At 51.7% G+C, this 26,374-nt stretch carries 23 protein-coding genes; 9 read left to right on the top strand and 14 right to left on the bottom strand.

All coding sequences use genetic code 11. The features are described from left to right. The first annotated feature begins 4 nt into the window (after nucleotides 1–4). Complete coding sequence (gene prfB / locus QQL62_RS03230) at nucleotides 5–1,132, top strand: peptide chain release factor 2 (protein WP_284376101.1); 1,128 nt, start codon at nucleotides 5–7, stop codon at nucleotides 1,130–1,132. A gap of 64 nt (nucleotides 1,133–1,196) precedes the next feature. Here the strand turns inward: prfB and QQL62_RS03225 are convergent, their stop codons facing one another. The 5 genes from QQL62_RS03225 to QQL62_RS03205 all read right to left on the bottom strand — a co-directional run bounded on the left by QQL62_RS03225 (nucleotide 1,197) and on the right by QQL62_RS03205 (nucleotide 5,566). Next, entirely contained in the window at nucleotides 1,197–2,183 is a 987-nt protein-coding gene (locus QQL62_RS03225) for a TAXI family TRAP transporter solute-binding subunit (protein ID WP_284376100.1), read from the bottom strand. Nucleotides 2,184–2,343: 160 nt separating this feature from the next. After that, on the bottom strand, nucleotides 2,344–2,829 hold the full coding sequence (locus QQL62_RS03220; protein ID WP_284376099.1) for a bactofilin family protein: 486 nt from the start codon (nucleotides 2,827–2,829) through the stop codon (nucleotides 2,344–2,346). Then, complete coding sequence (locus tag QQL62_RS03215) at nucleotides 2,819–4,147, bottom strand: DUF5930 domain-containing protein (RefSeq protein WP_284376098.1); 1,329 nt, start codon at nucleotides 4,145–4,147, stop codon at nucleotides 2,819–2,821. The genes QQL62_RS03220 and QQL62_RS03215 overlap by 11 nt, the downstream gene beginning before the upstream one ends. A 154-nt stretch (nucleotides 4,148–4,301) precedes the next feature. After that, the gene (locus tag QQL62_RS03210) at nucleotides 4,302–5,108 is read right to left on the bottom strand and encodes a ferritin-like domain-containing protein (RefSeq protein ID WP_284376097.1); all 807 of its coding nucleotides are present in this window, start codon (nucleotides 5,106–5,108) and stop codon (nucleotides 4,302–4,304) included. Next, nucleotides 5,108–5,566, bottom strand: coding sequence for a peroxiredoxin (locus tag QQL62_RS03205; RefSeq protein WP_284376096.1), 459 nt, complete (start codon nucleotides 5,564–5,566; stop codon nucleotides 5,108–5,110). Before QQL62_RS03205 ends, QQL62_RS03210 begins: the two co-directional genes overlap by 1 nt. Nucleotides 5,567–5,669: 103 nt before the next feature. Here QQL62_RS03205 and QQL62_RS03200 point away from each other — a divergent pair, with 103 nt between their 5' ends. From QQL62_RS03200 to lpdA, 4 genes are all read left to right on the top strand, one after another. Continuing rightward, nucleotides 5,670–8,963, top strand: a complete 3,294-nt coding sequence (locus QQL62_RS03200) for a YhdP family protein (RefSeq protein WP_284376095.1) — start codon at nucleotides 5,670–5,672, stop codon at nucleotides 8,961–8,963. 40 nt (nucleotides 8,964–9,003) lie between these two features. Further along, nucleotides 9,004–10,050, top strand: a complete 1,047-nt coding sequence (gene queA, locus QQL62_RS03195) for a tRNA preQ1(34) S-adenosylmethionine ribosyltransferase-isomerase QueA (protein WP_284376094.1) — start codon at nucleotides 9,004–9,006, stop codon at nucleotides 10,048–10,050. Nucleotides 10,051–10,140: 90 nt separating this feature from the next. Further along, nucleotides 10,141–11,979 carry a DUF924 family protein gene (locus QQL62_RS03190; protein WP_348520652.1) on the top strand — a complete coding sequence of 613 codons (1,839 nt, stop codon included), beginning with the start codon at nucleotides 10,141–10,143 and terminating at the stop codon, nucleotides 11,977–11,979. Nucleotides 11,980–12,049: 70 nt separating this feature from the next. Next, entirely contained in the window at nucleotides 12,050–13,441 is a 1,392-nt protein-coding gene (gene lpdA / locus QQL62_RS03180; RefSeq protein WP_284376093.1) for a dihydrolipoyl dehydrogenase, read from the top strand. Between the two features lie 13 nt (nucleotides 13,442–13,454). On the opposite strand, the gene QQL62_RS03175 is transcribed toward lpdA, so the two are convergent. The 3 genes from QQL62_RS03175 to katG form a co-directional block, all read right to left on the bottom strand. Next, nucleotides 13,455–13,967 (bottom strand): CAP domain-containing protein, encoded by a 513-nt coding sequence (locus QQL62_RS03175; protein ID WP_284376092.1) that lies wholly within the window; start codon nucleotides 13,965–13,967, stop codon nucleotides 13,455–13,457. Between the two features lie 49 nt (nucleotides 13,968–14,016). Continuing rightward, nucleotides 14,017–14,403 carry a rhodanese-like domain-containing protein gene (locus QQL62_RS03170; protein WP_284376091.1) on the bottom strand — a complete coding sequence of 129 codons (387 nt, stop codon included), beginning with the start codon at nucleotides 14,401–14,403 and terminating at the stop codon, nucleotides 14,017–14,019. Between the two features lie 119 nt (nucleotides 14,404–14,522). Beyond that, nucleotides 14,523–16,688 carry a catalase/peroxidase HPI gene (gene katG, locus QQL62_RS03165; protein ID WP_284376090.1) on the bottom strand — a complete coding sequence of 722 codons (2,166 nt, stop codon included), beginning with the start codon at nucleotides 16,686–16,688 and terminating at the stop codon, nucleotides 14,523–14,525. Nucleotides 16,689–16,783: 95 nt separating this feature from the next. Between katG and QQL62_RS03160 the strand changes: the two genes are divergently transcribed. Then, nucleotides 16,784–17,716: a LysR substrate-binding domain-containing protein gene (locus tag QQL62_RS03160; RefSeq protein ID WP_284376089.1), complete on the top strand. Its 933-nt coding sequence runs from the start codon at nucleotides 16,784–16,786 to the stop codon at nucleotides 17,714–17,716. A gap of 9 nt (nucleotides 17,717–17,725) precedes the next feature. Continuing rightward, nucleotides 17,726–18,676 (top strand): lipoyl synthase, encoded by a 951-nt coding sequence (gene lipA, locus QQL62_RS03155; RefSeq protein ID WP_284376088.1) that lies wholly within the window; start codon nucleotides 17,726–17,728, stop codon nucleotides 18,674–18,676. On the opposite strand, the gene QQL62_RS03150 is transcribed toward lipA, so the two are convergent. From QQL62_RS03150 to hpt, 3 genes are all read right to left on the bottom strand, one after another. Further along, nucleotides 18,673–19,848 (bottom strand): winged helix-turn-helix domain-containing protein, encoded by a 1,176-nt coding sequence (locus tag QQL62_RS03150; RefSeq protein ID WP_284376087.1) that lies wholly within the window; start codon nucleotides 19,846–19,848, stop codon nucleotides 18,673–18,675. The genes lipA and QQL62_RS03150 overlap by 4 nt on opposite strands. Before the next feature lie 57 nt (nucleotides 19,849–19,905). Next, nucleotides 19,906–21,486: a DEAD/DEAH box helicase gene (locus tag QQL62_RS03145; RefSeq protein ID WP_284376086.1), complete on the bottom strand. Its 1,581-nt coding sequence runs from the start codon at nucleotides 21,484–21,486 to the stop codon at nucleotides 19,906–19,908. Between the two features lie 329 nt (nucleotides 21,487–21,815). Next, a complete protein-coding gene (gene hpt, locus QQL62_RS03140) occupies nucleotides 21,816–22,352 on the bottom strand; it encodes a hypoxanthine phosphoribosyltransferase (RefSeq protein ID WP_284376085.1) in 537 nt (178 codons plus the stop codon). Nucleotides 22,353–22,429: 77 nt separating this feature from the next. On the opposite strand from hpt, the gene QQL62_RS03135 reads away from it, so the two are divergent. Both QQL62_RS03135 and QQL62_RS03130 read left to right on the top strand, forming a co-directional pair. Continuing rightward, nucleotides 22,430–22,885 (top strand): type II toxin-antitoxin system RatA family toxin, encoded by a 456-nt coding sequence (locus tag QQL62_RS03135; RefSeq protein ID WP_284376084.1) that lies wholly within the window; start codon nucleotides 22,430–22,432, stop codon nucleotides 22,883–22,885. Nucleotides 22,886–22,913: 28 nt separating this feature from the next. Then, nucleotides 22,914–23,978, top strand: a complete 1,065-nt coding sequence (locus tag QQL62_RS03130) for an NAD(P)H-dependent flavin oxidoreductase (protein ID WP_284376083.1) — start codon at nucleotides 22,914–22,916, stop codon at nucleotides 23,976–23,978. On the opposite strand, the gene QQL62_RS03125 is transcribed toward QQL62_RS03130, so the two are convergent. From QQL62_RS03125 to QQL62_RS03115, 3 genes are all read right to left on the bottom strand, one after another. Next, nucleotides 23,975–25,156 carry an ammonium transporter gene (locus QQL62_RS03125; RefSeq protein ID WP_284376082.1) on the bottom strand — a complete coding sequence of 394 codons (1,182 nt, stop codon included), beginning with the start codon at nucleotides 25,154–25,156 and terminating at the stop codon, nucleotides 23,975–23,977. The genes QQL62_RS03130 and QQL62_RS03125 overlap by 4 nt on opposite strands. A gap of 160 nt (nucleotides 25,157–25,316) precedes the next feature. Continuing rightward, entirely contained in the window at nucleotides 25,317–25,799 is a 483-nt protein-coding gene (locus tag QQL62_RS03120; RefSeq protein WP_284376080.1) for a CinA family protein, read from the bottom strand. Beyond that, entirely contained in the window at nucleotides 25,799–26,329 is a 531-nt protein-coding gene (locus QQL62_RS03115) for a phosphatidylglycerophosphatase A family protein (RefSeq protein ID WP_284376079.1), read from the bottom strand. The genes QQL62_RS03120 and QQL62_RS03115 overlap by 1 nt, the downstream gene beginning before the upstream one ends. Nucleotides 26,330–26,374: the final 45 nt, after the last annotated feature.

The raw sequence follows: 26,374 nt of genomic DNA, 5'->3' as shown, positions 1-26,374 counted from the left end.
GAAAATGCGTGCAGAAATAGAAAACATCGTTGTCGAAATTAATAAATCCCTAGAGCTGTTGAAACAGCGCATGGATTGGGAAACCGCCGAATACCGGATGGAGGAATTCGACGCGCTGTCTGAAAATCCAGACCTGTGGAATGAACCAGAGAAGGCCCAAAAACTGATGCGCGAGCGCCAGATGCTGGCCGATGCGATTGCAGGGTTCAAGGAGCTGTCTGGCGGGCTACAGGACAATGTTGATCTGATCGAATTGGGTGAGATGGAAGATGACCAAGAGGTTATCACAGAGGCCGAAGACGCCCTACGCAAGATTCAGAAAGAGGCCGCCAAGCAAGAGATCGAGGCCCTGCTAAGCGGCGAAGCTGATGCCAATGACACCTTCCTAGAGGTGAATGCTGGTGCAGGGGGAACCGAGAGCTGTGACTGGGCCAATATGCTGGCGCGCATGTATGTTCGCTGGGCCGAGCAACATGGATATAAGGTAGAGCTGATGGCCGAAAGCGCAGGCGATGAGGCGGGGATTAAATCTGCGACCTACCAGATCAAGGGGCTGAATGCCTATGGATGGTTAAAATCAGAAAGCGGTGTGCACCGCTTGGTGCGCATCTCACCCTTTGATTCTAATGCCAAGAGACACACCTCGTTTAGCTCGGTCTGGGTATACCCCGTGGTTGATGAGAATATCGAGATTGATATCAACCCATCTGATTTACGCGTGGATACATTCCGTGCATCAGGGGCAGGTGGTCAGCACGTGAATAAGACGGATTCTGCCGTGCGCATGACCCATATTCCCACAGGGATTGTTGTGCAGGCCAGCGCCAAATCACAGCACCAAAACCGCGCCACCTGTATGGCCGCATTGAAATCGCGTCTCTATGAAATTGAAATGCGCAAACGCACTGAGGGTATCCAAGAAGCCCATGATAACAAGGGCGATGCCGGCTGGGGCAACCAGATCAGATCCTATGTTCTGCATCCCTATCAGATGGTCAAAGATCTGCGTACCAGCGTTGAAACATCAGATACCCAAGGCGTGCTAAACGGGGATCTAGATGCCTTCATGGCCGCCACATTGGCCTTGGATGTATCGGGTAAAACCCGCGCAGAGGCGCAGGCCGGGGATTGATATAGCCCGCAACGACAGCCGTGGAATAGGCGCGAATACGTGCAATGCGGAAATGCCAAAAGATTTATTGCTTTTTGACTTTCTCTAGAAACTTGTCGAATTCTTTAGACTCGGGCTTCTTTTTCTTGGCGGCCTTTTTCACGCATTCATATTGAGTCCAGCCTGCCAATTGGTAGGACAGATCTACCTCTTTCCATTTGGGGTGGCCATTGTTGCGCAACCAGTCGATTTCATCGATCACTGCATTGCCCACATCTCCCACCAATCCGCAATTGCCTTTTTGGTAATCATAGGTCACCAACACGGCCTTTACCGCCACGGTATTCACATCATCAGTTACAAAATCATAGGTATCTTTGGTAATGGTAGAGTTCACGTTGTAGACGCTGGTTACACCTTCGTTTTCGATGCTTAGAAACTTTAACCCGTCGGCCTTGCTGACCTGATCGCTAAATAATTTCACTGGCAAACCGGCCACATAGAACATGGCGTCAATTTTACCCGCCTTCAGGGCATCCAATGCATCTTGGCCCCCTGTGTGCACAGGCTCTACCCCAACGCCGCCCAGTGACAATAGCGTGGTCGCGGTCAGATTGGTACCCGATCCACCTAGCCCGATGGCCACGCGCCGCCCATCTAGATCATCAAAGCTCTCAACAGAACTATTGGCCAGAATATGAACTTCTTCATTGTATAGTGGGTGAACCAAACGGACCTTCTTGGCGATTTTCTGCATATCCGCATCATCTCGGGTTTCGATAAAGGCCAGAACATCTGATTGCACAATCCCCAGCTGTGCCTTGGGGGATTTATAAACATCGTAGACGTTTTCCAAAGAGCCAACCGAAGTATGCACCTTTAGATTGATTTTTTTCCGTTTTATGATCAGCAGCTTGCGCAGGTCTTTCCCGAATTTGATATAGGTGCCAGTTTGGCTGCCGGTGACGATCCCTAATTGATTATCCTTGCTTTGGGCAAGGGCAGGCGATTGAGCCAGTGCCGCAATACAACCAACAGTATAGAACAGAGATTTTGCAAAAGATTTGGGCATATCAAACTCGCTATAATGAATGTTAACAACTCTACCAGAGGCAGTATGCGTTAACTTTAAAAAACCCGCCAGAAAAAATTGCATTTGAAATGCAAAAAAGCCCGCGTTTTGCGGGCTAATTCAACAAGTGTTTACAATTTATGCAATACTATAGCCGATTTTACTCGGCGGCTTTTGCAGCCTTGGTCCCAACCTTATTCAGCGGATCATCTTGGCGGGTTACAGAACCTTCAAAATGCGCCCCGCTTTCAATGGCGATTGTCTTGTGAATGATATCGCCTTCAACACGCGCAGTAGATGTCAGGCGTACCTTCAATCCACGTACACAGCCCATAACACGGCCATGTACAACCACATCGTCGGCGATCACTTCGCCCTTAACTGTTGAACCCTCGCCAACGGTTAGCAGGTGGGCGCGAATGTCACCATCCACCGTGCCCTGAACTTGAATATCACCGGTGGTCTTTAGGTTGCCCTTGATGTGCAAATCAGAAGACAGCGCAGATGCCGGTGGCTTTGCCTTTGGGGCCACTGGGGCAGGGGATGTAGAAGACGAGGGCGTTGTTGTTGGCGCAGGCTTTGCAGGCGTAGCCGCTGCTGGCTTTGGTGTGGCCGGAGGAGTTTCGTTTTTTTTGTTAGAAAACATTTTTTGCAGCTTCCATGTAGTTTTTTGCGTTGATCGATTGACCGCCTAAGCGGATCTCATAGTGAAGATGCACCCCAGTACTCCTTCCAGAGTTCCCCATAGCACCTATCTGGTCGCCAAGCGAGACTTTTTGTCCAGACTTGACCATTATCTTGTTCAAATGCGCGTAAAATGTTTCAAAGCCTTGGCTGTGTTTGATCTTGACCAAACGTCCATAACCGCTCTGGGTTCCCGCAAAGGTCACGACGCCATCGCCGGCAGATACGATCTTTGTATTCAGCGGGCCGGCCATATCCGTACCCTTATGCAGACGCCGACCACCGGTTTTGGGGTCGCGGCGATAGCCAAATCCGCTGGTATAACGGTAGCTGCCAGCAACGGGATGCCCCAAGGGCACCTTGCGCATCGCCAGCTTCATCAAATTCACGCGGTCTAGATCGCGCAGCAACCCACTGGCGCGTGCAGACATCTCGTCAGCCAACAGACTCTCGGTGGAAATTTCCAATGGAGTAAGGGGGCCACCGGTGCCTGAATAGCCCCGTTTCACCTCTGAAATCAATGCGTTAGAGTTAATGCCCTTTCGATCCAATGCTTTGGACATTGGTGATAGGGCAATATCAACGGCATCCTCTAGGCGGTCAAATATTTGATTGCCTCGTTCTTGCAAAAGAGCCGCGTCCAGTTCCAGCGTTGCCACATGTTCTTTCATGCGCGTGCTGGTCTTGCTTAGGGCATCGCGCTCTATCACAATATCTTCTAGCGCATTGGTGACAAAGGCCAGCGTCTCTTCGGTATCGTTGGCGCTGCCCAGCTGCGAATTCAGATTGCCGGTTACAGACTGTAGATCAGCTAGCAGGGCATCGGAGCGTTCTTGGGCCTCGTCGCGCGATTTGATCGCATCTTGCAGTTTACGCTGCATGATTTTTAACCCACGCCCCAGTTCGCGGCGCTCTTCTTCTAGCTTTAGCATTTCTGATTGCTGAAGCGAAACCTGATCCAGGGCAATGTAAAATCGCTCTAAGGATGTTTGGGCCTCTAAGGATCTTTGGTCTCGTTCACTGGCCAATTGCGCAAGGCGACTCTCATAGGCGCTTTGCAAAACTTCGGCTTGTTCTTTTTTGGAATTTTCAGAAATAGATTGGATTGCAAGTGAAACAGAGGCTACTACCATCCATGAAAACGATGCCGCAACTGTGGTGCCAACCAAGGTTTGGGCCAACGGTGAAAACCGAAGGTATCGGGTGGTTTTTTCCGAGCGGATGTATATCCGTTGTTCTGGAACATGGCGTTCCAGCATCCTGTTTAGAGATGCAATCATATAGTAAAACCCCAATCGCAATTGCGTGTTAACGATTACGCAAGGTTTTAAGCAGGCATTCCAGTTCGATCAACATATTTTTGTGATATTCCCGTGAGTGTGCCAAAAATCCCCGAAACCAGCGAAACCTTGCCGCTCATCTGGGGTTCTGGCGCTAGGTTACGGCAATCGGCCAATAGAAATCCAACGGTAGGCCGGCCTCGGCACGTTTCTCATCATTAAAGGGTGGGCGCAGTTTGGATGTAAAGTATTTATCAACCAGCGCATGAAAATTTTCTTTGGGGTCGATATTTTCACGCCCACACATGAAATGGAACCATTTTGAACCATAGGCAACATGGCCCACTTCTTCTGCATAAATTATCTCTAGGGTTGAAACGGTTTCCTCGTCGCCAACTGATTTAAACAAATCAATCATTGCGGGTGTTACATCCAATCCGCGGGCTTCTAGAACCATTGGTACAATTGCCAGCCGGCCCATAAAATCGTTGGCGGTATCAATGGCGGCCTGCCACAGACCCTCGTGTGCGGGCAGGGCGCCATAGTGACTTCCCATAGCTTCCAGGCGATCACAGAGCAAATTGAAATGTTTTGACTCTTCGTCTGCGGCCTTGACCCAATCATCATAAAATCCCCTTGGCAAGGGCACATGAGCAAAGCGCGGGATGATATCCCAGTGTAGGTCAATGGCGTTCAGCTCGATATGGGCGATCGCGTGCAACAGGGCGCTGCGCCCCTTGGGTGACCCTGGCTTGCGCTTTGGCATATCGCGTGGGCTTAGCAATTCTGGCTGTGCGGGGCGCGCGGGGCGCAAGGGGGGCTTGGCCTCCCCGATTTCTAGGGGCTGTCCTGCCTCGATAGATGCAAACCACATCTTGGCGGCGGCATGGGACTTGGCGGCCTTCTCGCGCCCATCTGCGGTGGTTAAAACCCCCATGGCCAATTCGCAAAGGGTCGCCATTACACTGCCTTGGCGGCGTCTAGCACGGCCTCTACATGGTCTTTCACGCGAACCTTGCGCCAGATGTTTGCAATTGTGCCATTGGCCATGATTAAAAACGTAGAGCGCTCGATACCCATGAATGTTTTGCCATACATAGATTTTTCCTTCCACACGCCAAAGGTTTCACACAGCGTGTCATGCTCGTCGGATAAAAGGGACACACTCAGATCCTGCTTTTCTACGAAACGCGCATGGCTTTTGATACTGTCTTTGGAAATTCCATAGATGTCAAAGCCAAGATCAGCAAAGGTCTGTAGCTGTTCTGAAAACCCGATGGCCTCTTTGGTACAGCCGCTTGTATTATCACGCGGATAGAAGAATAATATATACCCGCGCCCGGTTTCCGATGGCTGTATCGTCTGACCAGAGGCATCTGGCAGGCTGAAAATGGGCGCTTTTTCACCAACTTTGATCATGATTTCCCAAATCCCTCGTTTTAATTTATCCTTTGGCTATAGAGTTTTGGCGGCGCGCTCAATATAGAATTGACGCAGGCCAAACGAAATCAAAAGGGATTAGATGTCCGCAGAACCCAAAGCGCCACGCCCCAAGGGCAACCTCAAGTCAAAGGTGTTGATCTCCTTTTTCATGAAGTCTGTGATGGTTGTGCTGGCCATACCTGTGTTACTGGCGTCTGTTTTACACTTTGGCCCAGAGAAGCGGGTTTTTTCTGTGCCTGTTAGTCTCGAATTTGCACAGACAAAAATGCAAGAGTATTTGCCCAATCATCAGATTGAAATCGGCCAGCATGGTCTTAGCAAGGGGCGCGGATTTCTGAATCCCGAGCTTGTGGCACAGGATGTGGTGCTGCGGGATCTATCTGGGCAGGCGGTGTTGCGCCTTGGGGAAATCCGAAGCGACCTTGCGCTCTTGTTGGGCTTGGGGCGTATTGGCGAAAAGGGTGCACTACGTCTGGATGGTGCAACGATTTATCTACACCGCGATGCTAATGGTCAGTTTAACTTCGAAGAGTTTTCCGCCGGTCAGGGGGGCGGATTTGATCAATCCATTGATGTTGTAATGGATCAGGTATTGGCGTTGCCCATTGCCCGAAATGCCACGAATATCGCCGTAACGGATGCCCGATTGTTATATCGCGATGATATAACGGATAATGACTATATCCTAGAAAATGGCACATTAGAGGCCCGAATCGAGGGGCATGAGTTGAATGTAGGCGCTGGGTTCGAAATGAAATCCAACGAAGATAAAACAACCTTGGTGCGGGTATCTGCGCGGCGTACCACCGGCGATCCTCTAACAAATCTGACCTTTAAATTCGAAGATGCCAACCCGATCGACTTGGCCAATCAAATTCCGGCGCTGGATTGGCTGCGCAATCTACAGGCGGATGTCTCGGCATCAATCGTGGTAGAGCTGGGCGAGGACACGGCGTTAACATCTCTGTCAGGTGTGCTGGATTTGGGGGCGGGTCAGCTGCGCGAAACCTCAGAAAATGTCGGTGCCAGTTTCAAAAATGCCAAGACCTATTTCTCTTATGATCAAAAGGAGGATAAGTTGGCGCTTACGGGGCTAAGTTTGGATACCAGCCTTGGGCAGGTTTCGGGCGAGGCCGTTGCAGATTTGCGCCGTGCGCCCTCTGGCGGGGTTCTGGGCATGAGGTTGCGTGCGGATTTAGACCAAATCACCATCTCGGATACCGAAACCTTTGAAAACCCATTGATGTTAATGGATAATTCTGTGGATCTTGAAGTTAAATTCGATCCATTGAGGGTGTCGCTGACCCAGGCGGTGGCCAATTTAGATAATAGCACATTGGCGTTTTCTGGCGATGTGTGGGCCAAGGACGGTGCTTGGAATTCCGCACTGAATATTCGCGTTGATCAGCTAAGCCATCGCCAGCTGTTAAACCTCTGGCCGAAAAAGGCCATTCCCAAAACCCGCAATTGGCTGGACAAAAACCTGCACAGCGGATCGATGGTGGATTTTCATGGCCGCTTTCAGCGCCTGTGGGGGCAGCCAGAGCTGGATTTCAAATTTGCCATTCAGGATGGCGAGGTGAGTGTGGTGCAAACCGTTGCCCCTTTGATTAATGCACAGGGTCGCGGGCATTTAACGACATCAACCCTGACGCTGGATCTGGATCAAGGCCATATCGAAACTGCCAGCGGTGAAACCGTGGATCTGGATGGTACACAGTTTCATATACCGAATATTCAAGACCGCCCAGCAATTGGTGCCATCAACATCATGGCAAAAGGCAGCTTGCAATCTTCGCTGGAAATTTTAGATTCCGAAAAATTCCAGTTCATCAACAAGATCGGTAAAAGCCCCGATGTAGCAGTAGGTCAAGTAGATGTGGCGGGGTGGTTCCGGTTGCCCTTGGTGCGCAAACCCGAAAAGGGCAGTGTTGAATTCGATATTCAAGGCGACATCACAGATTTGTACAGTGAGGAGCTGATTGTTGACCGCCAGCTAAATGCAGAGCGTGTGGCGTTGGTTGCCACTCAAAATGGCATGACCTTATCGGGGGATGCTGCCTTGGATGGGCTGGTTGCGCGCTTTGATTGGTCTCAGGCATTTACAGATAATCCCAGCCGCCAAAGCTATCTTACGGCCGATCTAAATATCGACCAGCACGCGCTTGATACCTTTGATATTGACCTGCCAAAGGGGAGCTTCTCAGGCGAAACGCCCGCTATGGTAGAGGTGAGCCTTACCCCTAATCAGGTTGCGCGCTTCAAATTATCATCCGTCTTGCGGGGTGCCCGGCTTCGCATTCCATCACTTGGATGGGTAAAGCCACAAAAATCCAAAGGAAACCTGCTGGTTTCAGGGGCATTAAGCACACCAATTACAATTGATAACATTGCCCTAGAGGGCAACGATCTGCGTGCGCAGGGCGCCTTAGAATTGGGCAGGGATGGCTCCTTTAAAGCGGCCAAGTTTTCCAAGCTGAAAATAGGCCGTTGGTTCGATACCTCGGTGAAGATCCAAGGCAAAGGCCCAAGTGCAAAAACGACGATTTCGGGCGGCAGCATCGATTTCCGCCAGCTGGATCTGGGCGGGGCGTCGGGCACGCGCGCAGGGCCATTGCGTATCGAGCTAAATCGCCTGCGCCTAACGGATACGCTATCACTTACTTCATTTCGGGCGGATATAGACCGCAGTGGCTCGCCCAGGGGCACATTTACTGCTCAGGTTAACGGGCGTTCCAAAATTTCAGGCAAAGTATTTAGGCGCGCGAAAACCGGCCTAACGCGGATTGAAATTAATGCAGGGGATGCTGGGTCAATTCTGCGCGCGGCCGGCCTGTTGGAAAATATTCGCAACGGCCAGATGACGCTGGCGATTGATCCAACTACCGAGAAAGATGTCTATGCGATACATTTCGCGGTCAAAACCTTTCGGATGGTACATAGCAGCGGTGTTACGGGGCTGTTAGATGCCGTCAGCTTGGTCGGGTTGATGCAAAAACTAGATGGTGAGGGCATCGCCTTTAGCTCTGCGCGTGGGCAGGCGCGCCTGCGCCCCGAGGGCGTTCAGCTGATCGATGTATCCCTTGTAGGGCCTTCGATGGGTCTGACCCTTGGGGGGTGGTATACCTTCAAAACCCACTCGGTGAATTTTGAAGGGGTTATTACCCCGATTTATGGGGTAAACGGGATATTCGAGCGCACCGCGGGCAAGTTGTTTGGGCGAGACCGCGGCGAGGGCTTGTTTAGTTTCGTTTATCGCATGAAGGGGCCGGTGGCGGATCCGAAAATTCGGGTAAATCCATTGTCCATCCTAACGCCTGGTGGTTTTCGAGAAATTTTCCGACAAAAAATACCTGCTCCAGCCAAAGAATGACTACTTGATTTTACCTGTCAATAAGCCCATGAGCGCCGGTATGAAACTGTCTGATTTTGATTTTGAATTGCCAAACGAATTGATCGCATTGCGCCCTGCGGTGCCGCGCACGGCCGCGCGCCTATTGGTCAGCCAATCTGGGCAGCGTAGCCATGACCAATTTGACAATATCGCCCATTATCTACGCCCAGGAGATCGGCTGGTGCTAAATGATACCAAGGTGATCCCCTCGCATCTTTCGGGTCAGCGTATACGCCAATCTGATATGGGCGAAACGCGTGCGCAAATTGGGGTGAACCTGTTGTCGCTGAATGCTCAGGGGAATTGGCTAGCATTGGCCAAACCAGCCAAGCGGGTGAACGTGGGCGAGACCATCGAATTTAGCGCTGATTTACGCGCGCAGGTTCTGGAAAAATCGCCCCAAGGGCTGGTTCTGGAATTTAACCAACAGGGCGCAGATTTTGATGCGGCCCTTTTGGCCTGTGGGAATATGCCCCTGCCGCCTTATATCGCGGCACAACGCGCCGTGGATCAACAGGATGCCCAAGATTATCAAACGGTATTTGCGCGCCGCACAGGTGCCGTGGCGGCTCCCACGGCCTCGCTGCATTTTGATCAACCGTTGCTGGATAATTTAGCGGCCATGGGGGTTCAACAGACCAAGGTAACATTGCACGTGGGGGCAGGGACGTTCCTACCGGTTAAGGTTGATGATATTCAGGATCACAAAATGCACGCCGAATGGGGCGAGGTCAGCGCCAGTGCTGCCGCAGAGATCGCCCAGACCAAGGCAGATGGCGGCCGCATAATTCCGGTGGGCACCACCGCACTGCGTCTGATCGAAACCGCCGCCCAAGGGGGGGGGATTAAGCCTTGGGTTGGAGATACGGATATTTTCATCACCCCAGGATTTGAGTTTCAGATCACTTCTGGATTGATCACCAATTTCCATCTTCCCAAATCAACGTTGTTGATGCTGGTTGCGGCGCTGATTGGAACAGATCAGCTAAGATCAAACTATCAAAGTGCGATCAATCGCGGCTATCGGTTCTTTTCGTATGGGGATAGCTCTTTGTTAATTCCATAGAATAAAAACGACCCCTATAGTGTCGTCAATTGGCCAACGGTTTTGCCACAATATCCTACAAGCACGTATTAACTTAGATCGGATAATCACATGTTTTCGGTAATAAAAAATTCTTGGGCCCTCCTGTTTGGCATGATGTTGTTGATGTTGGGAAATGGCCTGCAGGGGACGTTGCTGGGGATCCGCGGCGCCATTGAGGGCATGTCACCCCAAACTATGTCTTGGGTGATGACGGGGTATTTTGTTGGGTTTCTTGGGGGCTCGACCATGACGCCAAAATTGATCCGGCGCGTGGGGCATGTGCGGGTGTTTGCAGCCCTTGCATCGTTGGTTTCGGCCTGTTTAATTCTTTTTGCAGCATGGCCAAATGAATTCTTCTGGTTCTTCTTGCGCCTTGTGGTCGGGTTTTGCTTTTCCGGGATCTATGTTGTGGCCGAAAGTTGGCTAAACGATGCGGCAACCAATGAAAACCGTGGTCAGACCCTGTCGATCTATGTGGTGGTACAGATGCTGGGGATTGTTCTGGCGCAGGCTCTGCTGAATTTTGCTGATCCTTCTGGTTATACGCTGTTTATTCTGATTTCTGTGGTTGTCTCTCTGTCCTTTGCCCCCATTTTGTTGTCGGTTTCCCCCGCGCCAGCATTCCAAACATCCAAAAGGATGAGTTTTGCGCATTTGTGGAAGGTGTCGCCGCTGGGGGTGGTTGGGCATTTCCTGATTGGGGCGGTGTTTTCGGCGATGTTTGGGATGGCATCAGTCTTCGGCACAGAGAGGGGGCTGTCAGTTGGTGATATCTCGCTGTTTGTGGCTGCGATATATATCGGTGGGATCGTGTTGCAATTTCCCATTGGTTGGCTATCGGATCGTATGGATCGGCGGTTGTTGATCATATTGATTTGCGCGGTTGGAGCGATGTTTACGCTGTCTATTGGTGTATCGAACCACTTTTTCTGGTTGTTGGCTGTGGCATTCGTCACAGGGGGTGTTTCTAACCCGCTGTATTCTCTGTTTATTGCCTATACCAATGATTTTCTGGATCACGATGACATGGCCTCTGCTTCGGGTGGGCTAATCTTTATCACGGGTCTGGGGTCGATTTCTGGCCCAACGATTGTTGGGTGGATGTTGACGAATCTTGGGGCGAACAGTTTCTTTTGGTTTATTGGTGCGAATATGATATTGATGGGCGGCTATGCAACCTATCGGATATCGCAGCGTGCTTCGGTGCCAATCGAGGAAACCTCGGCCTATGCGCCGGTTTTGCCTACGGCCTCGCCGGTGGCCGTAGAGGTGGCACAGGAATATGCTATTGAAATGGCCCTGGAAGAGGAGGCAGCATTGGAATTACAAGATCAAGAGATCGCCTCGGTTCTCGACTATTGGTTTGAAGAGGTCGATCAAAAGGATTGGTTCGTGCAAAGCGATGCGGTGGATGCGCAGATTATCGAGCGCTTTGCTGGGCTACATAAGCGTGCGGCAAATGCAGAGCTCTCCACATGGGCGGATACGGCGGATGGATCTTTGGCCTTGCTGATATTGCTGGATCAATTCTCGCGAAATATGTACCGCGGAGATGCCAAATCATTCGCCACCGATGCATTGGCGCGCGATATCGCCAATGCAGCAATTAGAGATGATCATGATCTGCTTTGTGCAAAAAATGCCCAGAACTTTTACTATCTGCCATTTATGCATTCAGAAGATTTGGATGACCAAGATCGCGGAATTGCCCTTACGCTAGAACGCGCAAAGCCAATGGACAATGCGCTACATGCGCGTGCGCACCGCGCGATTATTGCAAAATTTGGTCGTTTTCCGTTTCGAAATGCGGCGATGGGGCGCGAAACAACCCCAGAAGAACAGCAATTTCTGGATGAGGGCGGCTACGGCCAAATTGTCAAACAGGTGCAATCAGAAACTGCCGGCTAGGGTGCTTGTCAAAGCTGTGAATATCAGGCATATTAGAAATAGTTCAATACTAAACTAATTCGAGGATGCTATGGCAACTAACTATGATATGATCGTCATTGGCGCAGGCCCTGGGGGCTATGTTGCCGCTATTCGTGGCGCGCAATTGGGCCTAAAGGTCGCGGTGATTGAGCGCGAGCACGTAGGCGGCATCTGTTTGAATTGGGGATGCATTCCAACCAAGGCGCTGTTGCGCTCTTCTGAGGTGTTTCATTTGATGCAGCGCGCCAAAGAATTTGGCCTAAAAGCAGATGGGATCGATTACGATCTGGATGCGGTTGTTAACCGCTCTCGTGGGGTGGCCAAACAGCTCAGCTCTGGTGTGACGCATCTGTTGAAGAAAAACAAGATCACCACGATCATGGGTGAGGCAACATTAATCGCTAAAAATAAGGTCTCGGTGAAAACTGAGAAAGGCAGCGAAGAGCTTAGCGGCAAGAATATTGTTCTGGCCACAGGTGCGCGCGCGCGCGAATTACCAGGCCTAGAGGCCGATGGCAAAAGGGTATGGACCTATAAACAGGCCTTGAATCCGCCGCATATGCCTAAAAAGCTGTTGGTGATTGGATCAGGTGCGATTGGTATTGAATTCGCCAGCTTTTATAACACGCTTGGGGCGGATACCACCGTGGTCGAGGTGATGGAGCGGGTTCTGCCTGTAGAGGATGCTGAAATTTCCGCCTTTGCGCGTAAGCAATTCGTAAAGCAAGGTATGAATATCATGGAAAAAACCATGGTCAAGAAGCTGGATCGCCAAGCAGACAAGGTAGTCGCCCATATCGAGGCCAATGGGAAGATTGAAAAGCAAGAATTCGACACTGTGATTTCTGCGGTTGGGATTGTTGGCAATGTCGAAAATCTTGGACTAGAGGCGCTGAAAATCAAAGAGGATCGCAGTCATGTGGTTACTGACCCCTACTGTCGCACCAATGTCGAGGGCATTTTTGCCATTGGCGATTTGGCGGCCCCGCCTTGGCTAGCGCACAAGGCCTCGCACGAGGGCGTCATGGTGGCCGAATTGATCGCCGGTAAAAAGCCACATGCCGTTAAACCAGAAAGCATTGCCGGGTGTACCTATTGCCATCCTCAGGTCGCATCTGTGGGCTATACCGAGGCCGCAGCCAAGGAAAAAGGCTTTGATATTAAGGTGGGGCGTTTCCCGTTTATTGGTAACGGCAAGGCAATTGCATTAGGCGAGGCCGAGGGAATGATCAAAACCATCTTTGACGCGAAAACCGGTGAATTGCTGGGTGCGCATATGGTGGGGGCAGAGGTCACCGAGCTGATTCAAGGCTATGTGGTTGGGCGTCAGCTGGAAACCACAGAAGAGGATCTGATGAACACAGTGTTCCCACATCCGACCCTCTCTGAAATGATGCATGAAAGCGTGCTAGATGCCTATGGCAAGGTCATTCATATGTAGAAGCTTTCAGCACCTAACAGGGTGCTGAAAAAGTGGCGACCCAATGGCCGTTAACCAGACTGGTGCCCATATAACGGGCCTCGGGTGCTAGAACATTGCGCCTGTGGCCGGCTGATTCCATCCAATCGGACATCACCCGTGCTGCCGAGCCTTGGCCTTTGGCGATGTTTTCAGCATAGAAACAGCCATCAAACCCATAGGCCTCGATACGGCTTGTGCTGTTAGAGCCATCACTGCCGGTATGTGAGAAAAACCCGTTGTTATTCATATCGGTTGCATGAGCCAAGGAGGCATTGTTCAACGTTTTGATCTGAGACAGGGTATTCAGGCCGGCGGCGGCGCGATTTTTGTTGATCAACTGTGCCAAGGTCGCGGCACCACCACTTGCGGATTGCGCGGTGACATCATTGTCGGCATCTTCAAATTCCGTTTCAAATTGTACGGTTACACAGCCGCTTAGCAATGCGGTACAAACAAGGGCAGAGGGCAGGAATTTCATTGTATTTCTTTCTTTTGGCGTAGTCATTTAGAGTATCTTTAGCCCCTTATACTGTAGTCACGGCTACTTTGATAGATCAAGATGGTGAAGCAATGGGCATGCCTGCTTTGGCCCATGCCGAAAACCCGCCTTTAATATGGCATACGTTTTTTAACCCCATATCTTGGGCCGCCTTGGTTGCAAGGGCTGACCGCCAAGCGCTGGCGCAATAGAAAACAAAGGTTGCATCGCGGGCGAAAATCTCTTTGTGATAAGGGCTGGCGGGGTCGATCCAAAATTCCAGCATCCCGCGAGGGCAGGAAAAGGCGTTGGGTATCTTGCCGCTGCGGGCCAATTCGCGCGGGTCGCGAATATCAATAAAAAGGTAATCCGGCTGAGCCAGATATGTCTGCGCCTGAGTGGTGCTGATTGTTGTGATCTCGGCATTTGCCGCGGCGACCATATCTGCCACTGGGGTTATCATTCTGCGCTCCGCAAATGGATGGGCTGTGGGGTAGGGTTGTTATTTGTCGTGTTAAAACCCTAGCAAGCGCATAGAAAAAGGGCCACCCCTTGCAGAGATGGCCCCCATGTTTATGTGAATTAGGCGATATCGACGCGATCCAGCTCCATCACCTTTACCCAAGCTTTGGCGAAATCAGCCACAAAGCGGGCCTCGCCATCAGACTGGGCATAGGTCTCTGCAATGGCGCGCAATTGGGAATTCGATCCAAAGACCAAATCGGTGCGCGTCGCAGACCATTTTTTCTGACCGCTGTCGCGATCAAAGCCGTCGAATGTGGTCTTGCTGGCAGGTTTCCATTCTGTTGCCATATCCAACAGGTTAACGAAGAAATCATTGCTCAGCGTGCCTTTGCGTGTGGTGAATACACCGTTGTCTGACCCATCCGTATTGGCACCCAAGACCCGCAGACCCGCAACTAACACAGACATTTCAGGTGCGTTCAGGGTCAACAGTTGCGCACGGTCTACCAACAGGTGCTCGGGGGCTACGTTAAATGAGCGCGCCGCATAGTTGCGGAACCCATCACTAAGTGGTTCCATAACCGCAAAGCTCTCTACATCGGTTTGCTCGGCCGTGGCATCCATACGACCAGCGGTGAAGGGCAGGGTGATTTCATGGCCCCCATCCTTGGCGGCCTTCTCAACTGCGGCATTCCCTGCCAGCACGATCAAATCGGCCAGAGACACGGTTTTGGCAAAGCTCGCTTGGATAGCGCCAAGCACATCCAAAACCTTGGCCAATTGTGCAGGGTTATTCGCCGCCCAATCTTTTTGTGGCGCCAAACGTACGCGCGCACCATTGGCGCCACCGCGTAGATCAGAACCACGGTAGGTAGAGGCCGAGGCCCATGCCGCAGAGACCAATTCTGACACGGTCAGATCAGATGCCATAATCTCTGCCTTTAGCGCCTGTGCATCGGTTTCATCAATCAACGCATGGTCGCAGGGCGGAATAATGTCCTGCCAGATCAGGTCCTCGGCTGGTACTTCTGACCCAAGGTACAGAGCTTTTGGCCCCATATCACGGTGGGTCAGCTTGAACCATGCGCGCGCAAAGGCATCGGCAAATTCATCTGGGTTTTGATGAAAACGACGTGCGATCGCCTCGTATGCTGGATCCATACGCAGGGCCATATCAGCCGTTGTCATCATCAATGGAACCTTCTTGCCAGAGCCATCCACCTCTGGTGCGTGATCTTCGTCCTTTAGATCAACCGCATGCCAGATTTGCGCGCCGGCTGGGCTTTTGGTTAGGGCCCATTCGTATCCGAACAAGACATCAAAATATCCCATATCCCACTGGGTTGGGTTGGCTGTCCATGCGCCTTCGATGCCGCTGCCGATGGTATCCACACCTTTGCCGGTGCCATGACCATTTTTCCAACCAAAGCCCTGTTGTTCGATAGGGGCCGCCTCTGGATCGGCACCAACCAGTGATGGATCACCAGCGCCGTGGGCCTTGCCAAATGTGTGACCACCGGCCACCAAGGCAACTGTTTCCTCGTCGTTCATTGCCATGCGACCAAAGGTATCGCGGATATCCAGACCAGAGAGTTTCGGATCAGGATTGCCGTTCGGCCCCTCTGGGTTCACATAGATCAAGCCCATCTGCACGGCGGCCAATGGGTTTTCCAAATCGCGCTCGCCTGAATAGCGATTGTCTTCCAGCCAGCCCTCTTCGGTGCCCCAGTAAATATCTTGCTCTGGTTCGTAGACATCCGCACGCCCACCTGCGAAACCAAATGTCTTGAAGCCCATGCTTTCAAGGGCCACATTCCCGGCCAAGATCATCAAATCAGCCCATGAAATGCTGTTGCCGTATTTTTGTTTTAATGGCCAAAGCAGACGGCGACCTTTGTCCAAATTCACATTGTCAGGCCAGCTGTTCAAGGGGGCGAAGCGCTGGGTACCAGAGCGCGCGCCACCGCGGCCATCGGCGGTACGATATGTACCGGCTGAATGCCATGCTAAACGTATAAACAGACCACCATAATGGCCATAATCCGCAGGCCACCAATCCTGGCTGTCAGTCATCAAATCAGTCAGGTCTTTTTTAAGGGCATCCAAATCCAACTTGGCAAATTCTGCTGCATAGTCAAAATCGTCGCTCATCGGGTTTGCTTGGGCGGTGTTCTGATGCAAAATATTCAAATTTAGCGCCTCTGGCCACCAATCGCGGTTGGATCTGCCGCCACCAGCGGCGTGCATTACAGGGCATTTGCCTGCAGGGGTAGAATCGGACATGGGTGTCTCCTCAGGTTAAGATTTCTAGGGCGATTATCCGCAAATTTTTGATTATTGGAAATTGTATTTATTGTGAATTTCAATTAGAAAAACTTATGGCTATTACCCTAAGACAATTGACATATTTATCGGCACTGGCAAAGCACCGCCATTTTGCCCATGCGGCGGAATCTGTGCATGTAACGCAATCTGCCCTGTCACAACAAATCAAAGAGCTTGAACGCACGCTAGGTGCCACATTGGTAGAACGTAATCCTCGTGGTATTACCCTGACGGCCACGGGGCGAGACGTTCTAGCGCGTGCGAAAAACGTATTGGCAGAGGTGCGTGATATAGAACAGGTGGCGCGCCTGTCCATGACCATGCCAGCAGAGCTGCGCATCGGTCTTATTCCCACCATTGCGCCCTATGTATTGCCGCATTTTCTACCACTTATCCGGGCGCAAAATATCGGGATGGAGTTGGGTATTAGAGAGGCCCAGACAGATATTTTGTTATCAGAGTTAGAACGTGGCAAGCTGGATGCGGTAGTAATCGCCTTGCCCAGTCTGGTAGATGGCGTGATCGAAACACCGCTGATTACCGATCATTTTTTCCTAGCAGGGCGACCACAGGCCTTGGCCGAATTGCCCCAAACCCGCTTGAGGCCCTCGGAAATTCGCCCAGATCAATTGCTGTTGCTGGATGACGGCCATTGCTTGGCCGATCAGGCCTTGGCGGCTTGTGGTATTGCCCCCAGTACACCGATCGATTTGCGCGCTTCTTCACTGACGACCCTGTGTGGGTTGGCTTCTGCGGGGTTTGGGTTTACCTTGGTGCCAGAAATCGCCGTGGCAAACGAGCTGCGGGCAACAGCTGATTTACAGGTGATGCGTTTTTCAGGGCGGCAACCAAGCCGAAAAATTGGTCTGGTACGTCGATCAATCGGGATAAAGGCGCCTTGGTTCACAGTCTTGGAACAGGGCTTTAAACAGGCCTTCGAACTTGCTATAAAACCAGCAAAGGCGCGACCCGTAGCCCAGCAGTAAGGACAGAATATGCGCGATATTACTATTCCGGCAGAACGCCACCCCGAAAAGGCGCATAAGCCAGATAATCCACAGCCCAAGAAGCCAGATTGGATTCGTGTTAAGGCGCCAGTGTCCGAGGGCTATAACAAAACCCGTAACATCATGCGCGACAATAATCTGGTCACAGTTTGTGAAGAGGCTGGGTGCCCTAATGTGGGCGAGTGTTGGTCGCAGGGTCATGCCACCATGATGATTATGGGGGGGGTCTGTACCCGTGCCTGTACCTTTTGTAACATTGCGACGGGAAAGCCACCCGAAGATTTGGATATTTTTGAGCCGGGCCGCGTCGCGGCGGCGGTAAAGAAACTGGGGCTAAATCATGTGGTGATCACCTCTGTTGATCGCGATGATATCGCCGATGGCGGGGCAGAGCATTTTGCCCAAACCATTCGTGCCGTACGCAAGCAAAGCCCGCAGACCACAATTGAAATTCTTACCCCAGATTTCATCCGCTGTGACGACAGCGCCCTAGAGATGGTGGTAGAGGCCAAGCCCGATGTGTTTAACCATAACCTAGAGACCGTACCCGGCCTATACCCAGAGGTACGCCCCGGCGCGCGCTATTTCCACTCGTTGCGCCTGTTGCAGCGGGTCAAAGAGATCGACCCCAGCATGTTTACCAAATCGGGCATCATGGTCGGCCTTGGAGAGAACAAGCAATCGGTGGTTCAGGTGATGGAAGATATGCGTGCTGCTGATATCGATTTTCTGACCATCGGGCAATATTTGCAACCCACCCCAAAACACCATGCGGTTGACCGGTTTGTCACACCGGATGAATTCGCAGCCTATGAAAAAACCGCCTATAACAAGGGGTTCTTGATGGTTTCTGCCACGCCTTTGACACGCTCTAGCTATCATGCGGGCGATGATTTCGCGCGGCTTCGCGCTGCACGATTGGAAAAGCTAGGCTCCTAGACCTTGGGGGTACTGTCACAGGCCCATTTAATTTTTGATACCCCTGCCAAGCGCGCAAAGCGGGCCAGTTCTGCCTCTAATCTATTTGCGCGGGGGGTGGACCATTTGATTCCTGCCTCACGCCAAAGGTTCAGAACGATCATATGATCCTTGGCACGCTCGGCCTTAACCTCGATCCGCCCAACGAAACGATTGCCCTCGAGCAGGGGGTAGACGTAATATCCCCAGCGCCGCTTGGCCGCCGGAACAAACATCTCAATCCGATATTCAAACCCAAATAAGCGCTCTAGTCTTTTGCGATCACGCGTGGCGGGATCAAAGGGATTGATGATGCGCAGACGCGTGCTGGGCGCGGGCAGGGCGGCAATTCGCGCCTCTATATCAGGCGTGCCAAGTGCATCCAGCCAAGTCCCATCAGCCCCTTGTACCTGTACAGGCGTAAAGGATGCGGTCTTGGCCCAAGCTCGGGCCTCAATTGCGCTCATCGCGTCCCAGAACCTTTGGATTTCACCGGTGTTGGCAAAGCTCAGGCGATCCAATGCGGCCCTACACAGCCAATCAATTTGTTCCGAATCCGACAATTCGATCTCGCGCAGATGTTTTGGGAAGACCCGCTCGGCCAGATTATAATATTTGGTGAAGTTTTCGCGATAGCAGGTGGCCAGCTCGCCCGCATACCACATGTAATCCAACGCCTGTTTGTGTGGAGGGCGCGCCCACATCTTTTTCTCGCCCTCAATCTTGCTGCTAAAGGCATGCGTGGAGAGAGCGCCCTCGGCAGCAATGCGTGCTTTTATGTCTGCGCGTCCTTCGGTATCGGGGCGTTTTTTAAAACTGCTGTAGCCCTCTATTTGGATGCGCTTGCGGTTGAACTGTCGTTGCCACATTGGCAGGAAATCCATAGGGATAACCGAGGCATCATGGGTGAAATGCTCGAAAATCGCGCGCTGTTCACGATACAGGGGATCAAACATCGCCTCTCGGTAGTTCTGATTACGGCTCCACAATATATGGTGATGGGCACGCGAAACTACCTGAATGGTGTCCAGCTGAACAAAGCCTAAATTACGGATCATCTTTGCCACATCTAATGGCCCAGTTGGAGCAGCCCCCAATCCATTGGTCGATAGCCAAAGTGCGCGCGCCTGCGAATTCGTGATCTTAAACGCCATAGGGTCCCCGTGTATTACACAGAGACCCTATCAATACTTGCGATGCTGTACAGCCCGTTACTTGCGTCTTGGGGGGCGGTTGCCACCTTTTTTCTTAGCGCCACCCTTTGGGCCACCCATGCGCGGGCCAGAGCCGCGCTTGGGGTTGCTGCGCCCACCACGGCGCCGTGGTGCTGGTTTTTCAAATGTGGGGATCATCTCTTCGGTCAATCCATCCATATGTGCAATCGGGATATCGCCATCAATCAATTTTTCGATATCCCACAGTTGCTTGTGTTCATCTGGTGCACAAAATGCAATTGCGCGCCCCTCGGCACCGGCGCGTGCGGTACGGCCGATACGGTGAACATAGGCTTCTGGTACATTGGGCAGGTCATAGTTGATAACCAGCTCGATTCCCGGAATGTCGATGCCGCGCGCAGCAATATCCGTGGCAATCAGAACATAGGTTTTACCTTTTTTAAAATCGTCCAATGCACGTTGCCGCTGACCTTGGGATTTATTGCCGTGGATAGCATCGGCCTTGATGTCCTGGGTGCCCAACCATTTCACCATTTTGTCGGATCCATGTTTTGTACGTGAAAAGACGATAATGCGCTTTTTGGGGTTGGCCTTTACAATGCGCTCAAGGGCCAGACCTTTGTTCTGTTTGGTCAAATGCATCAAGCTTTGCTCGATTTTATCCACCGTAGAGTTTTCAGGGGTCACCGAGACCTGAGCCGGATCGGTCAGGTATTGCTCTGTCAGCTTGTGAATTTCCTTGGACATGGTGGCCGAGAACAGCAATGTTTGGCGTTCCTTGCTGATCTGGGTGATGATGCGTTTCACGGCGGGCAGGAACCCGATGTCCAGCATCTGATCCGCTTCGTCCAACACCAAGAACTTGGTTTCATCAAGGCGCAAACCCTTTTGGGCAACCAAATCCTCCAAACGACCAGGTGTAGCTACGAGAATATCAACACCCTTTTCAAGGTCGCGCATTTGGCGGCGAATGGGGGCGCCACCGATGGCATGGGTGAAATTCAATGGTAGACGCTTGCCGTAATCGCGCAGGGCGTCATGGATTTGCATGGCCAACTCGCGGGTCGGTGATAGGATCAAGGCCCGCGCAGAGCGTTTTTTCAGCGCTTCTGGCTTTAGCAACAATTGCTGGATAAGCGGCAGGGTAAAGGCCGCGGTTTTCCCTGTGCCGGTTTGAGCAAGGCCAACCAGATCCTTGCCATTCAGAACATGCGGGATCGCTTGCTGTTGAATAGGGGTCGGGTCACTATAGCCCATAAAGCCCAGCGCCTTAACGATCTCTGGGTCTAATCCCAGTTTGCCAAACGCAGAAGCATCAGACTTTGGTTTTTCTGGGCGTTTGGCAGGTTTTTCAGCTTTGGATTTAATCTTGGGCTTGCCACCGGTTAATAGGGCCGCATCGCCGGCCTTCAACACGGTCATATTTGCGGCAGCGCTTTTCCCAGTTTTAGGATCCTCGCGCATTTCATAGGTTAGGCGATCGCCTTCCTTTACCTGTTTAAGGCCGGTCTCTTTTAGGTATTTCATGTGGATAAAGGCATCATCGCCGCCTTGGTCTGGGTTGATGAACCCAATGCCTTTGACGGGATTATACCAAATTACTGTGCCTGTTAGCATGATGTAGAGCTTTCTGTGGGGTTGTGCGCGTTTTAGTGCAGTGGCCCAAGGGTCAAGCTAATCAGCGCTAGGTCTATGAAACATGCCCCATCTAGCATTCAGGGCCTTTGATCAAGGGCTAACTGGGAAAAAAGGCAAAAATACCCGCTATAATCGGGGTATTCTGCGAAATCCGTTTGAATCGAGGGTTAATATCTCGGGCCATCCGAGTATTTTCTCTATTGCCACAAGTATGGCGCAGATCAGGACTACACCGATTATTAGGCGTTTTTTGGATTTGGAAGGCGGATTTTGCACCCAGCGTTTCATCCGCATCAACCACATCAGATTCATGTGAAAACAACCTTGCCAATATGATCTAGGTTGCGGTTGCGCTGGCCGTAATCAATGCCATATCCCACTACAAATTCATCAGGAATTTCAAAGCCCGTCCAATCGGCACAGATATCCACCTCGCGTCGCGAAGGTTTATCCAGTAATGCACAGACCTTTAGGCGCGCGGGCTCTCGGGATTTCAGCAGGTTCATCACGTGATGCAGGGTATGGCCAGTATCGACGATATCCTCGATCACCAAAACATCACGCCCTGCGATTTCACCGCGCAGGTCTTTTAGGATGCGAACCTCGCGTGTGCTTTCCATACCATCGCCATAAGACGAGGTTTCTAGGAAATCGACCTCGACAGGCAGATCAAGTTCGCGGGCCAAATCGGCAATAAAGACAAATGAGCCGCGCAACAACCCCACAACAATCAGCTGTTCACTATCTTTAAAATACTCCGAAATCTCCGCGGCCAAACTTTCGCATCTGGCGGCAATTGATTTGGCCGAAATCATCGGCTCTACGATATAACTATTGTGATCCATGGGCATACCCTAACAAAATATCCAGATGCGGCAAGATGGGGCGTGACCTTTGGGTAGGATTTGATAGATAGGCCCACATGCCGACACATAGCGAAATTAGAAACATGCCCTATAGCGCGCAACAGATGTTTGATCTGATTGCTGATGTTCGCTCATATCCTGATTTTTTGCCATGGTGTGCTGCGGCGCGGATGCGCGGGCAGCGCCATCAGGGCGATAGCACAATCCTTGATGCGGATTTGGTCATCGCATTCAAGGTTTTCCGCGAGCGTTTTGGATCACGCGTCACCCTGCACCCCATGGATCAAACCATTGATGTGGAATACTTGGATGGGCCGTTTCGCTATTTGAACAATCACTGGAAATTTAGCGATATTGACGGCGGGTGCGAAGTCGATTTTCATGTGGATTTTGAGTTCAAGTCAAAGATCCTACAGGGTTTGATAGGTGTTGTCTTTAATGAGGCGATGCAGCGTATTGTCAGCGCATTTGAAACCCGTGCCGCAGAGCTCTATGGTGAAGGTAAGTCCTAAATTCCTCCTAAACCACACGGAGATAACCATGCCTTGGAATACCACCCGCCTAAGCCAGTTGTTGAATATTGAATACCCGATCATTCAGGCCCCTATGGCAGGCGCCAGCACACCTGCAATGGCATTGGCCGCGACCCGCGCTGGGGGGCTTGGTTCGCTGGGCACTGCACTACAAGGGGTGGATGCGGCACGCAGAGATATCGCGCAGATGGTTGATGCGGGTGCGGGCCCCTTTAATGCCAATTTCTTTGTGCATCAGAATCCTATCGAACCCTTTGATATGGGGCCAGAAGCACAGGCTGTGATCACGCGCTGGTACCAAAACCTAGATGCGGGGCCCGAGATAAAACCCCATATCGCCAAGCCATCCTTTGATGATCAGACTTGTGATATGCTGGTTGAATTACGTCCGCATGTCGTCAGTTTTCATTTCGGATTGCCGGAGAGCCACTTGGTCGAACGCCTGAAGGCCGCGGGTATCATCATCTTGTCCTCGGCCACATCAGTAAAAGAGGCACAGTGGTTAGAGCAGCGCGGCGCGGATGCCATCATCGCCCAAGGCGCCGAGGCCGGCGGCCATAGCGGGTGGTTCATCGAACGTGGTATCGCAGAGGTGGCGGGCACCATGGCCTTGGTTCCGCGTATGGTGGATGCGGTGGATGTGCCGATTATTGCGGCGGGTGGTATTGCCGATGGGCGCGGCATTGCAGCGGCGATGATGCTAGGGGCCTCGGGGGTTCAGATCGGTACAGCCTTTCTACCCTGTTCAGAATGCGCCAGCCCCGATGTACACAAGCAAAGTATTTTAACGGCCAGCGGCGATGACACCGTGTATTCCAAAGGCTTTTCTGGGCGCCGTGCACGCACTATTGTCAATCAATTCGCGCGGGATATGGCGGATGTAGATGATATGGCGGCGTTTCCATTAATGAACCCTGTTACGGGGCCACTGCGCGCGGTCTCTGCAAATCAGGGGCGTGGGGATGCTGTTTCCCTATGGGCCGGCCAGGGGGTGGGCTTGGTGACAGAAACGCGCTCTGTCACCAAGGTGTTTGAAGATTTGATCACCCAAGCGGATGATCTTTTGGCCTAGGATGCCATATCATAGGCACGTTCGCCGTGGGATGTGCGATCCAAACCATTGATTTCGTCTTCTTCGGATACCCGGATTGGGAAGACCAGTGCCACCAATTTGACCAAGATATAAGAAACAACCACAGTAAAGATGCCAACAACAGCCAATGCTCCCAGTTGTTCTGTCCAGCCTGCATAACCAAATACAGATAGCATGATGATACCGAAAATACCGCCTACACCGTGCACGGCGAAAACATCCAAAGTATCGTCGATATTAAAGGTGTTTTTCACCACACCACACAGGATCTGACATAGAATGCCAGCGATGGCACCGATCATCATCGCCTCTACTGGGCTAACCCAGCCAGAGGCTGGCGTGATAGAGGCCAAACCAGCGATCGTGCCTGTGACCATACCCACCAGTGATGCCTTGCCGTATTTAATCCGCTCGTATAGCGCCCAAGTCAGCGATGCCGTCGCCGCCGAAATATGGGTGACCGTCAGGGCCATAGCCGCGCCACCATCTGCAGCCAATTGCGATCCGCCATTAAAACCAAACCAACCGACCCAAAGCATCGCGGCACCTAGCATCACATAGCCAGGATTGTGAGGGGGTACATTTTTCTTCATGCGCGGGCCAAGTACACAGGCCACAACCAAGGCCGCCAAGCCAGCGGTTTCATGCACAACGATTCCGCCAGCAAAATCTTTTACGCCGTTTTCAAACAGTGCACCCTCGGCACCCGACAGCATACCACCGCCCCAAATCCAATGGGTAACAGGTGCATAAACCAACAGCATCCAAAGCGCCGAAAACGCCATAACGAAGCCAAAGCTGATGCGCTCTACATAGGCGCCAACAATCAAGGCGGGCGTAATTATCGCAAATGTCATCTGGAAGGCAAAGAACAGAACCTCGGGGATTGTGCCGCTTAGCGTATCTGCGGTGACACCAGACAAGAACATCTTGCCCAAGCCGCCCCAATATAGACCACCGTCACCAAAAGCGATGGAATAGCCAAAGGCCAACCATAATACCGACATCAAGCAGGCAATGCCGAAACATTGCATGAAGACGCTAAGCACATTGCGCGCACGTACCAAGCCGCCGTAAAATAATGCCAAACCTGGCAAAGTCATAAAGAGAACCAGCGCCGTCGCGACGATGATCCATGCTGTATCTGCACCATTCATAGGAAATCCCTCTTTTTTTCGACAAAATGCGCGATATTTATTGAGTAGGAAAAGGGCATACCTGAAAATTGCTGTGTATTTTATGAGCAGATGTAATCTTTTGGTGAAAAAATAGGCGAATATCGCTTTTTTGACTAATTACTATGCGGTCTGCAAATTTTCATTCCGCTGAAATCGCGGATGCCAACAGCCCTAGAGCATGGGTCATCGTTGCTCTGCGCACGCCTGCGCGCCCCAAAGCACCGAATTCTACGGTCTCGCTGATTACGGGCTTGCTGATCTGGGCCAGCCCAAAACAGACGCGGCCTTCGGGCTTGTGCTCAGATCCGCCAGGGCCTGCGATCCCTGTGACGGATACAGCGATAGTGGCATTGGATTTTGTTAATGCGCCCATCGCCATTTGCTGTGCAACCTGTTCGGATACCGCGCCATAGTGGCCAAGGGTCTTGGTAGATACGCCCAGCATTCTGTGCTTAGCGTCATTTGAATAGGTAACAAAACCCGCGTCAAATACATCGGATGAGCCAGCAATATCTGTCAGCGCGGCGCTGATCATACCTCCGGTACAGCTCTCGGCGGTGGCAATGCGTATGCCCGCGCCGCGCGCAGCTTCTAACAGCTCTTCGGGCGTTAAATCCATCATCAGCTAATGCTCAAACCTAGATAAAACAGCGCAAAATTCATCGCAAAAAGAGTTGCCGCGGTAACAACCCCTGCCAAGAAATCATCGATCATCACCCCAAGGGCCGTTGGACGTTGCTGGATCAGTGTCAAAGGCCATGGTTTGAATACATCAAAAAACCGAAACAGGCCCAATGCGACGGATATTTGTAATGGGTAAATGCCTGCCCATTGCGATCCGGATTCAAGGGTGGTGGCGAAACTCATTCCAGAGGAATTCAACCAGAATATCGGCAAAAGGGCGATCCACATGCCCGCAACCTCGTCAATCACATAGATCGGGCGATCAGGATCCTTTACCCCAACGGTTTCACGCCCAATGGCCCAGACACCAGCGCCAAACACCAAGGCCGTAACGATTAACAGATCAATCCAGCCAAAACCAAGCCACAACATAACAAAGGCAAAGGGCAGGGCTGCAATTGCCCCCCACGTCCCCGGCATTTTTGGCAGCAACCCTATGTAAAACCACGTTGCAATAAATTTCGTCATACCCAACCTCACTTAATTATGATGGTGAATATGGCAGAGATCGAT

The organism is Amylibacter marinus, from assembly GCF_030160015.1.
Taxonomy (GTDB): domain Bacteria; phylum Pseudomonadota; class Alphaproteobacteria; order Rhodobacterales; family Rhodobacteraceae; genus Amylibacter; species Amylibacter marinus.
This window is presented reverse-complemented; position numbering and strand designations above follow the sequence as displayed.

Coding starts and splice junctions, on each gene's coding strand:
- prfB (WP_284376101.1), top strand. CDS start 5: ATGCGTGCAGAAATAGAAAACATCGTTGTCGAAATTAATAAATCCCTA.
- QQL62_RS03225 (WP_284376100.1), bottom strand. CDS start 2,183: ATGCCCAAATCTTTTGCAAAATCTCTGTTCTATACTGTTGGTTGTATT.
- QQL62_RS03220 (WP_284376099.1), bottom strand. CDS start 2,829: ATGTTTTCTAACAAAAAAAACGAAACTCCTCCGGCCACACCAAAGCCA.
- QQL62_RS03215 (WP_284376098.1), bottom strand. CDS start 4,147: ATGATTGCATCTCTAAACAGGATGCTGGAACGCCATGTTCCAGAACAA.
- QQL62_RS03210 (WP_284376097.1), bottom strand. CDS start 5,108: ATGGCGACCCTTTGCGAATTGGCCATGGGGGTTTTAACCACCGCAGAT.
- QQL62_RS03205 (WP_284376096.1), bottom strand. CDS start 5,566: ATGATCAAAGTTGGTGAAAAAGCGCCCATTTTCAGCCTGCCAGATGCC.
- QQL62_RS03200 (WP_284376095.1), top strand. CDS start 5,670: ATGTCCGCAGAACCCAAAGCGCCACGCCCCAAGGGCAACCTCAAGTCA.
- queA (WP_284376094.1), top strand. CDS start 9,004: ATGAAACTGTCTGATTTTGATTTTGAATTGCCAAACGAATTGATCGCA.
- QQL62_RS03190 (WP_348520652.1), top strand. CDS start 10,141: ATGTTTTCGGTAATAAAAAATTCTTGGGCCCTCCTGTTTGGCATGATG.
- lpdA (WP_284376093.1), top strand. CDS start 12,050: ATGGCAACTAACTATGATATGATCGTCATTGGCGCAGGCCCTGGGGGC.
- QQL62_RS03175 (WP_284376092.1), bottom strand. CDS start 13,967: ATGACTACGCCAAAAGAAAGAAATACAATGAAATTCCTGCCCTCTGCC.
- QQL62_RS03170 (WP_284376091.1), bottom strand. CDS start 14,403: ATGATAACCCCAGTGGCAGATATGGTCGCCGCGGCAAATGCCGAGATC.
- katG (WP_284376090.1), bottom strand. CDS start 16,688: ATGTCCGATTCTACCCCTGCAGGCAAATGCCCTGTAATGCACGCCGCT.
- QQL62_RS03160 (WP_284376089.1), top strand. CDS start 16,784: ATGGCTATTACCCTAAGACAATTGACATATTTATCGGCACTGGCAAAG.
- lipA (WP_284376088.1), top strand. CDS start 17,726: ATGCGCGATATTACTATTCCGGCAGAACGCCACCCCGAAAAGGCGCAT.
- QQL62_RS03150 (WP_284376087.1), bottom strand. CDS start 19,848: ATGGCGTTTAAGATCACGAATTCGCAGGCGCGCGCACTTTGGCTATCG.
- QQL62_RS03145 (WP_284376086.1), bottom strand. CDS start 21,486: ATGCTAACAGGCACAGTAATTTGGTATAATCCCGTCAAAGGCATTGGG.
- hpt (WP_284376085.1), bottom strand. CDS start 22,352: ATGGATCACAATAGTTATATCGTAGAGCCGATGATTTCGGCCAAATCA.
- QQL62_RS03135 (WP_284376084.1), top strand. CDS start 22,430: ATGCCGACACATAGCGAAATTAGAAACATGCCCTATAGCGCGCAACAG.
- QQL62_RS03130 (WP_284376083.1), top strand. CDS start 22,914: ATGCCTTGGAATACCACCCGCCTAAGCCAGTTGTTGAATATTGAATAC.
- QQL62_RS03125 (WP_284376082.1), bottom strand. CDS start 25,156: ATGAATGGTGCAGATACAGCATGGATCATCGTCGCGACGGCGCTGGTT.
- QQL62_RS03120 (WP_284376080.1), bottom strand. CDS start 25,799: ATGATGGATTTAACGCCCGAAGAGCTGTTAGAAGCTGCGCGCGGCGCG.
- QQL62_RS03115 (WP_284376079.1), bottom strand. CDS start 26,329: ATGACGAAATTTATTGCAACGTGGTTTTACATAGGGTTGCTGCCAAAA.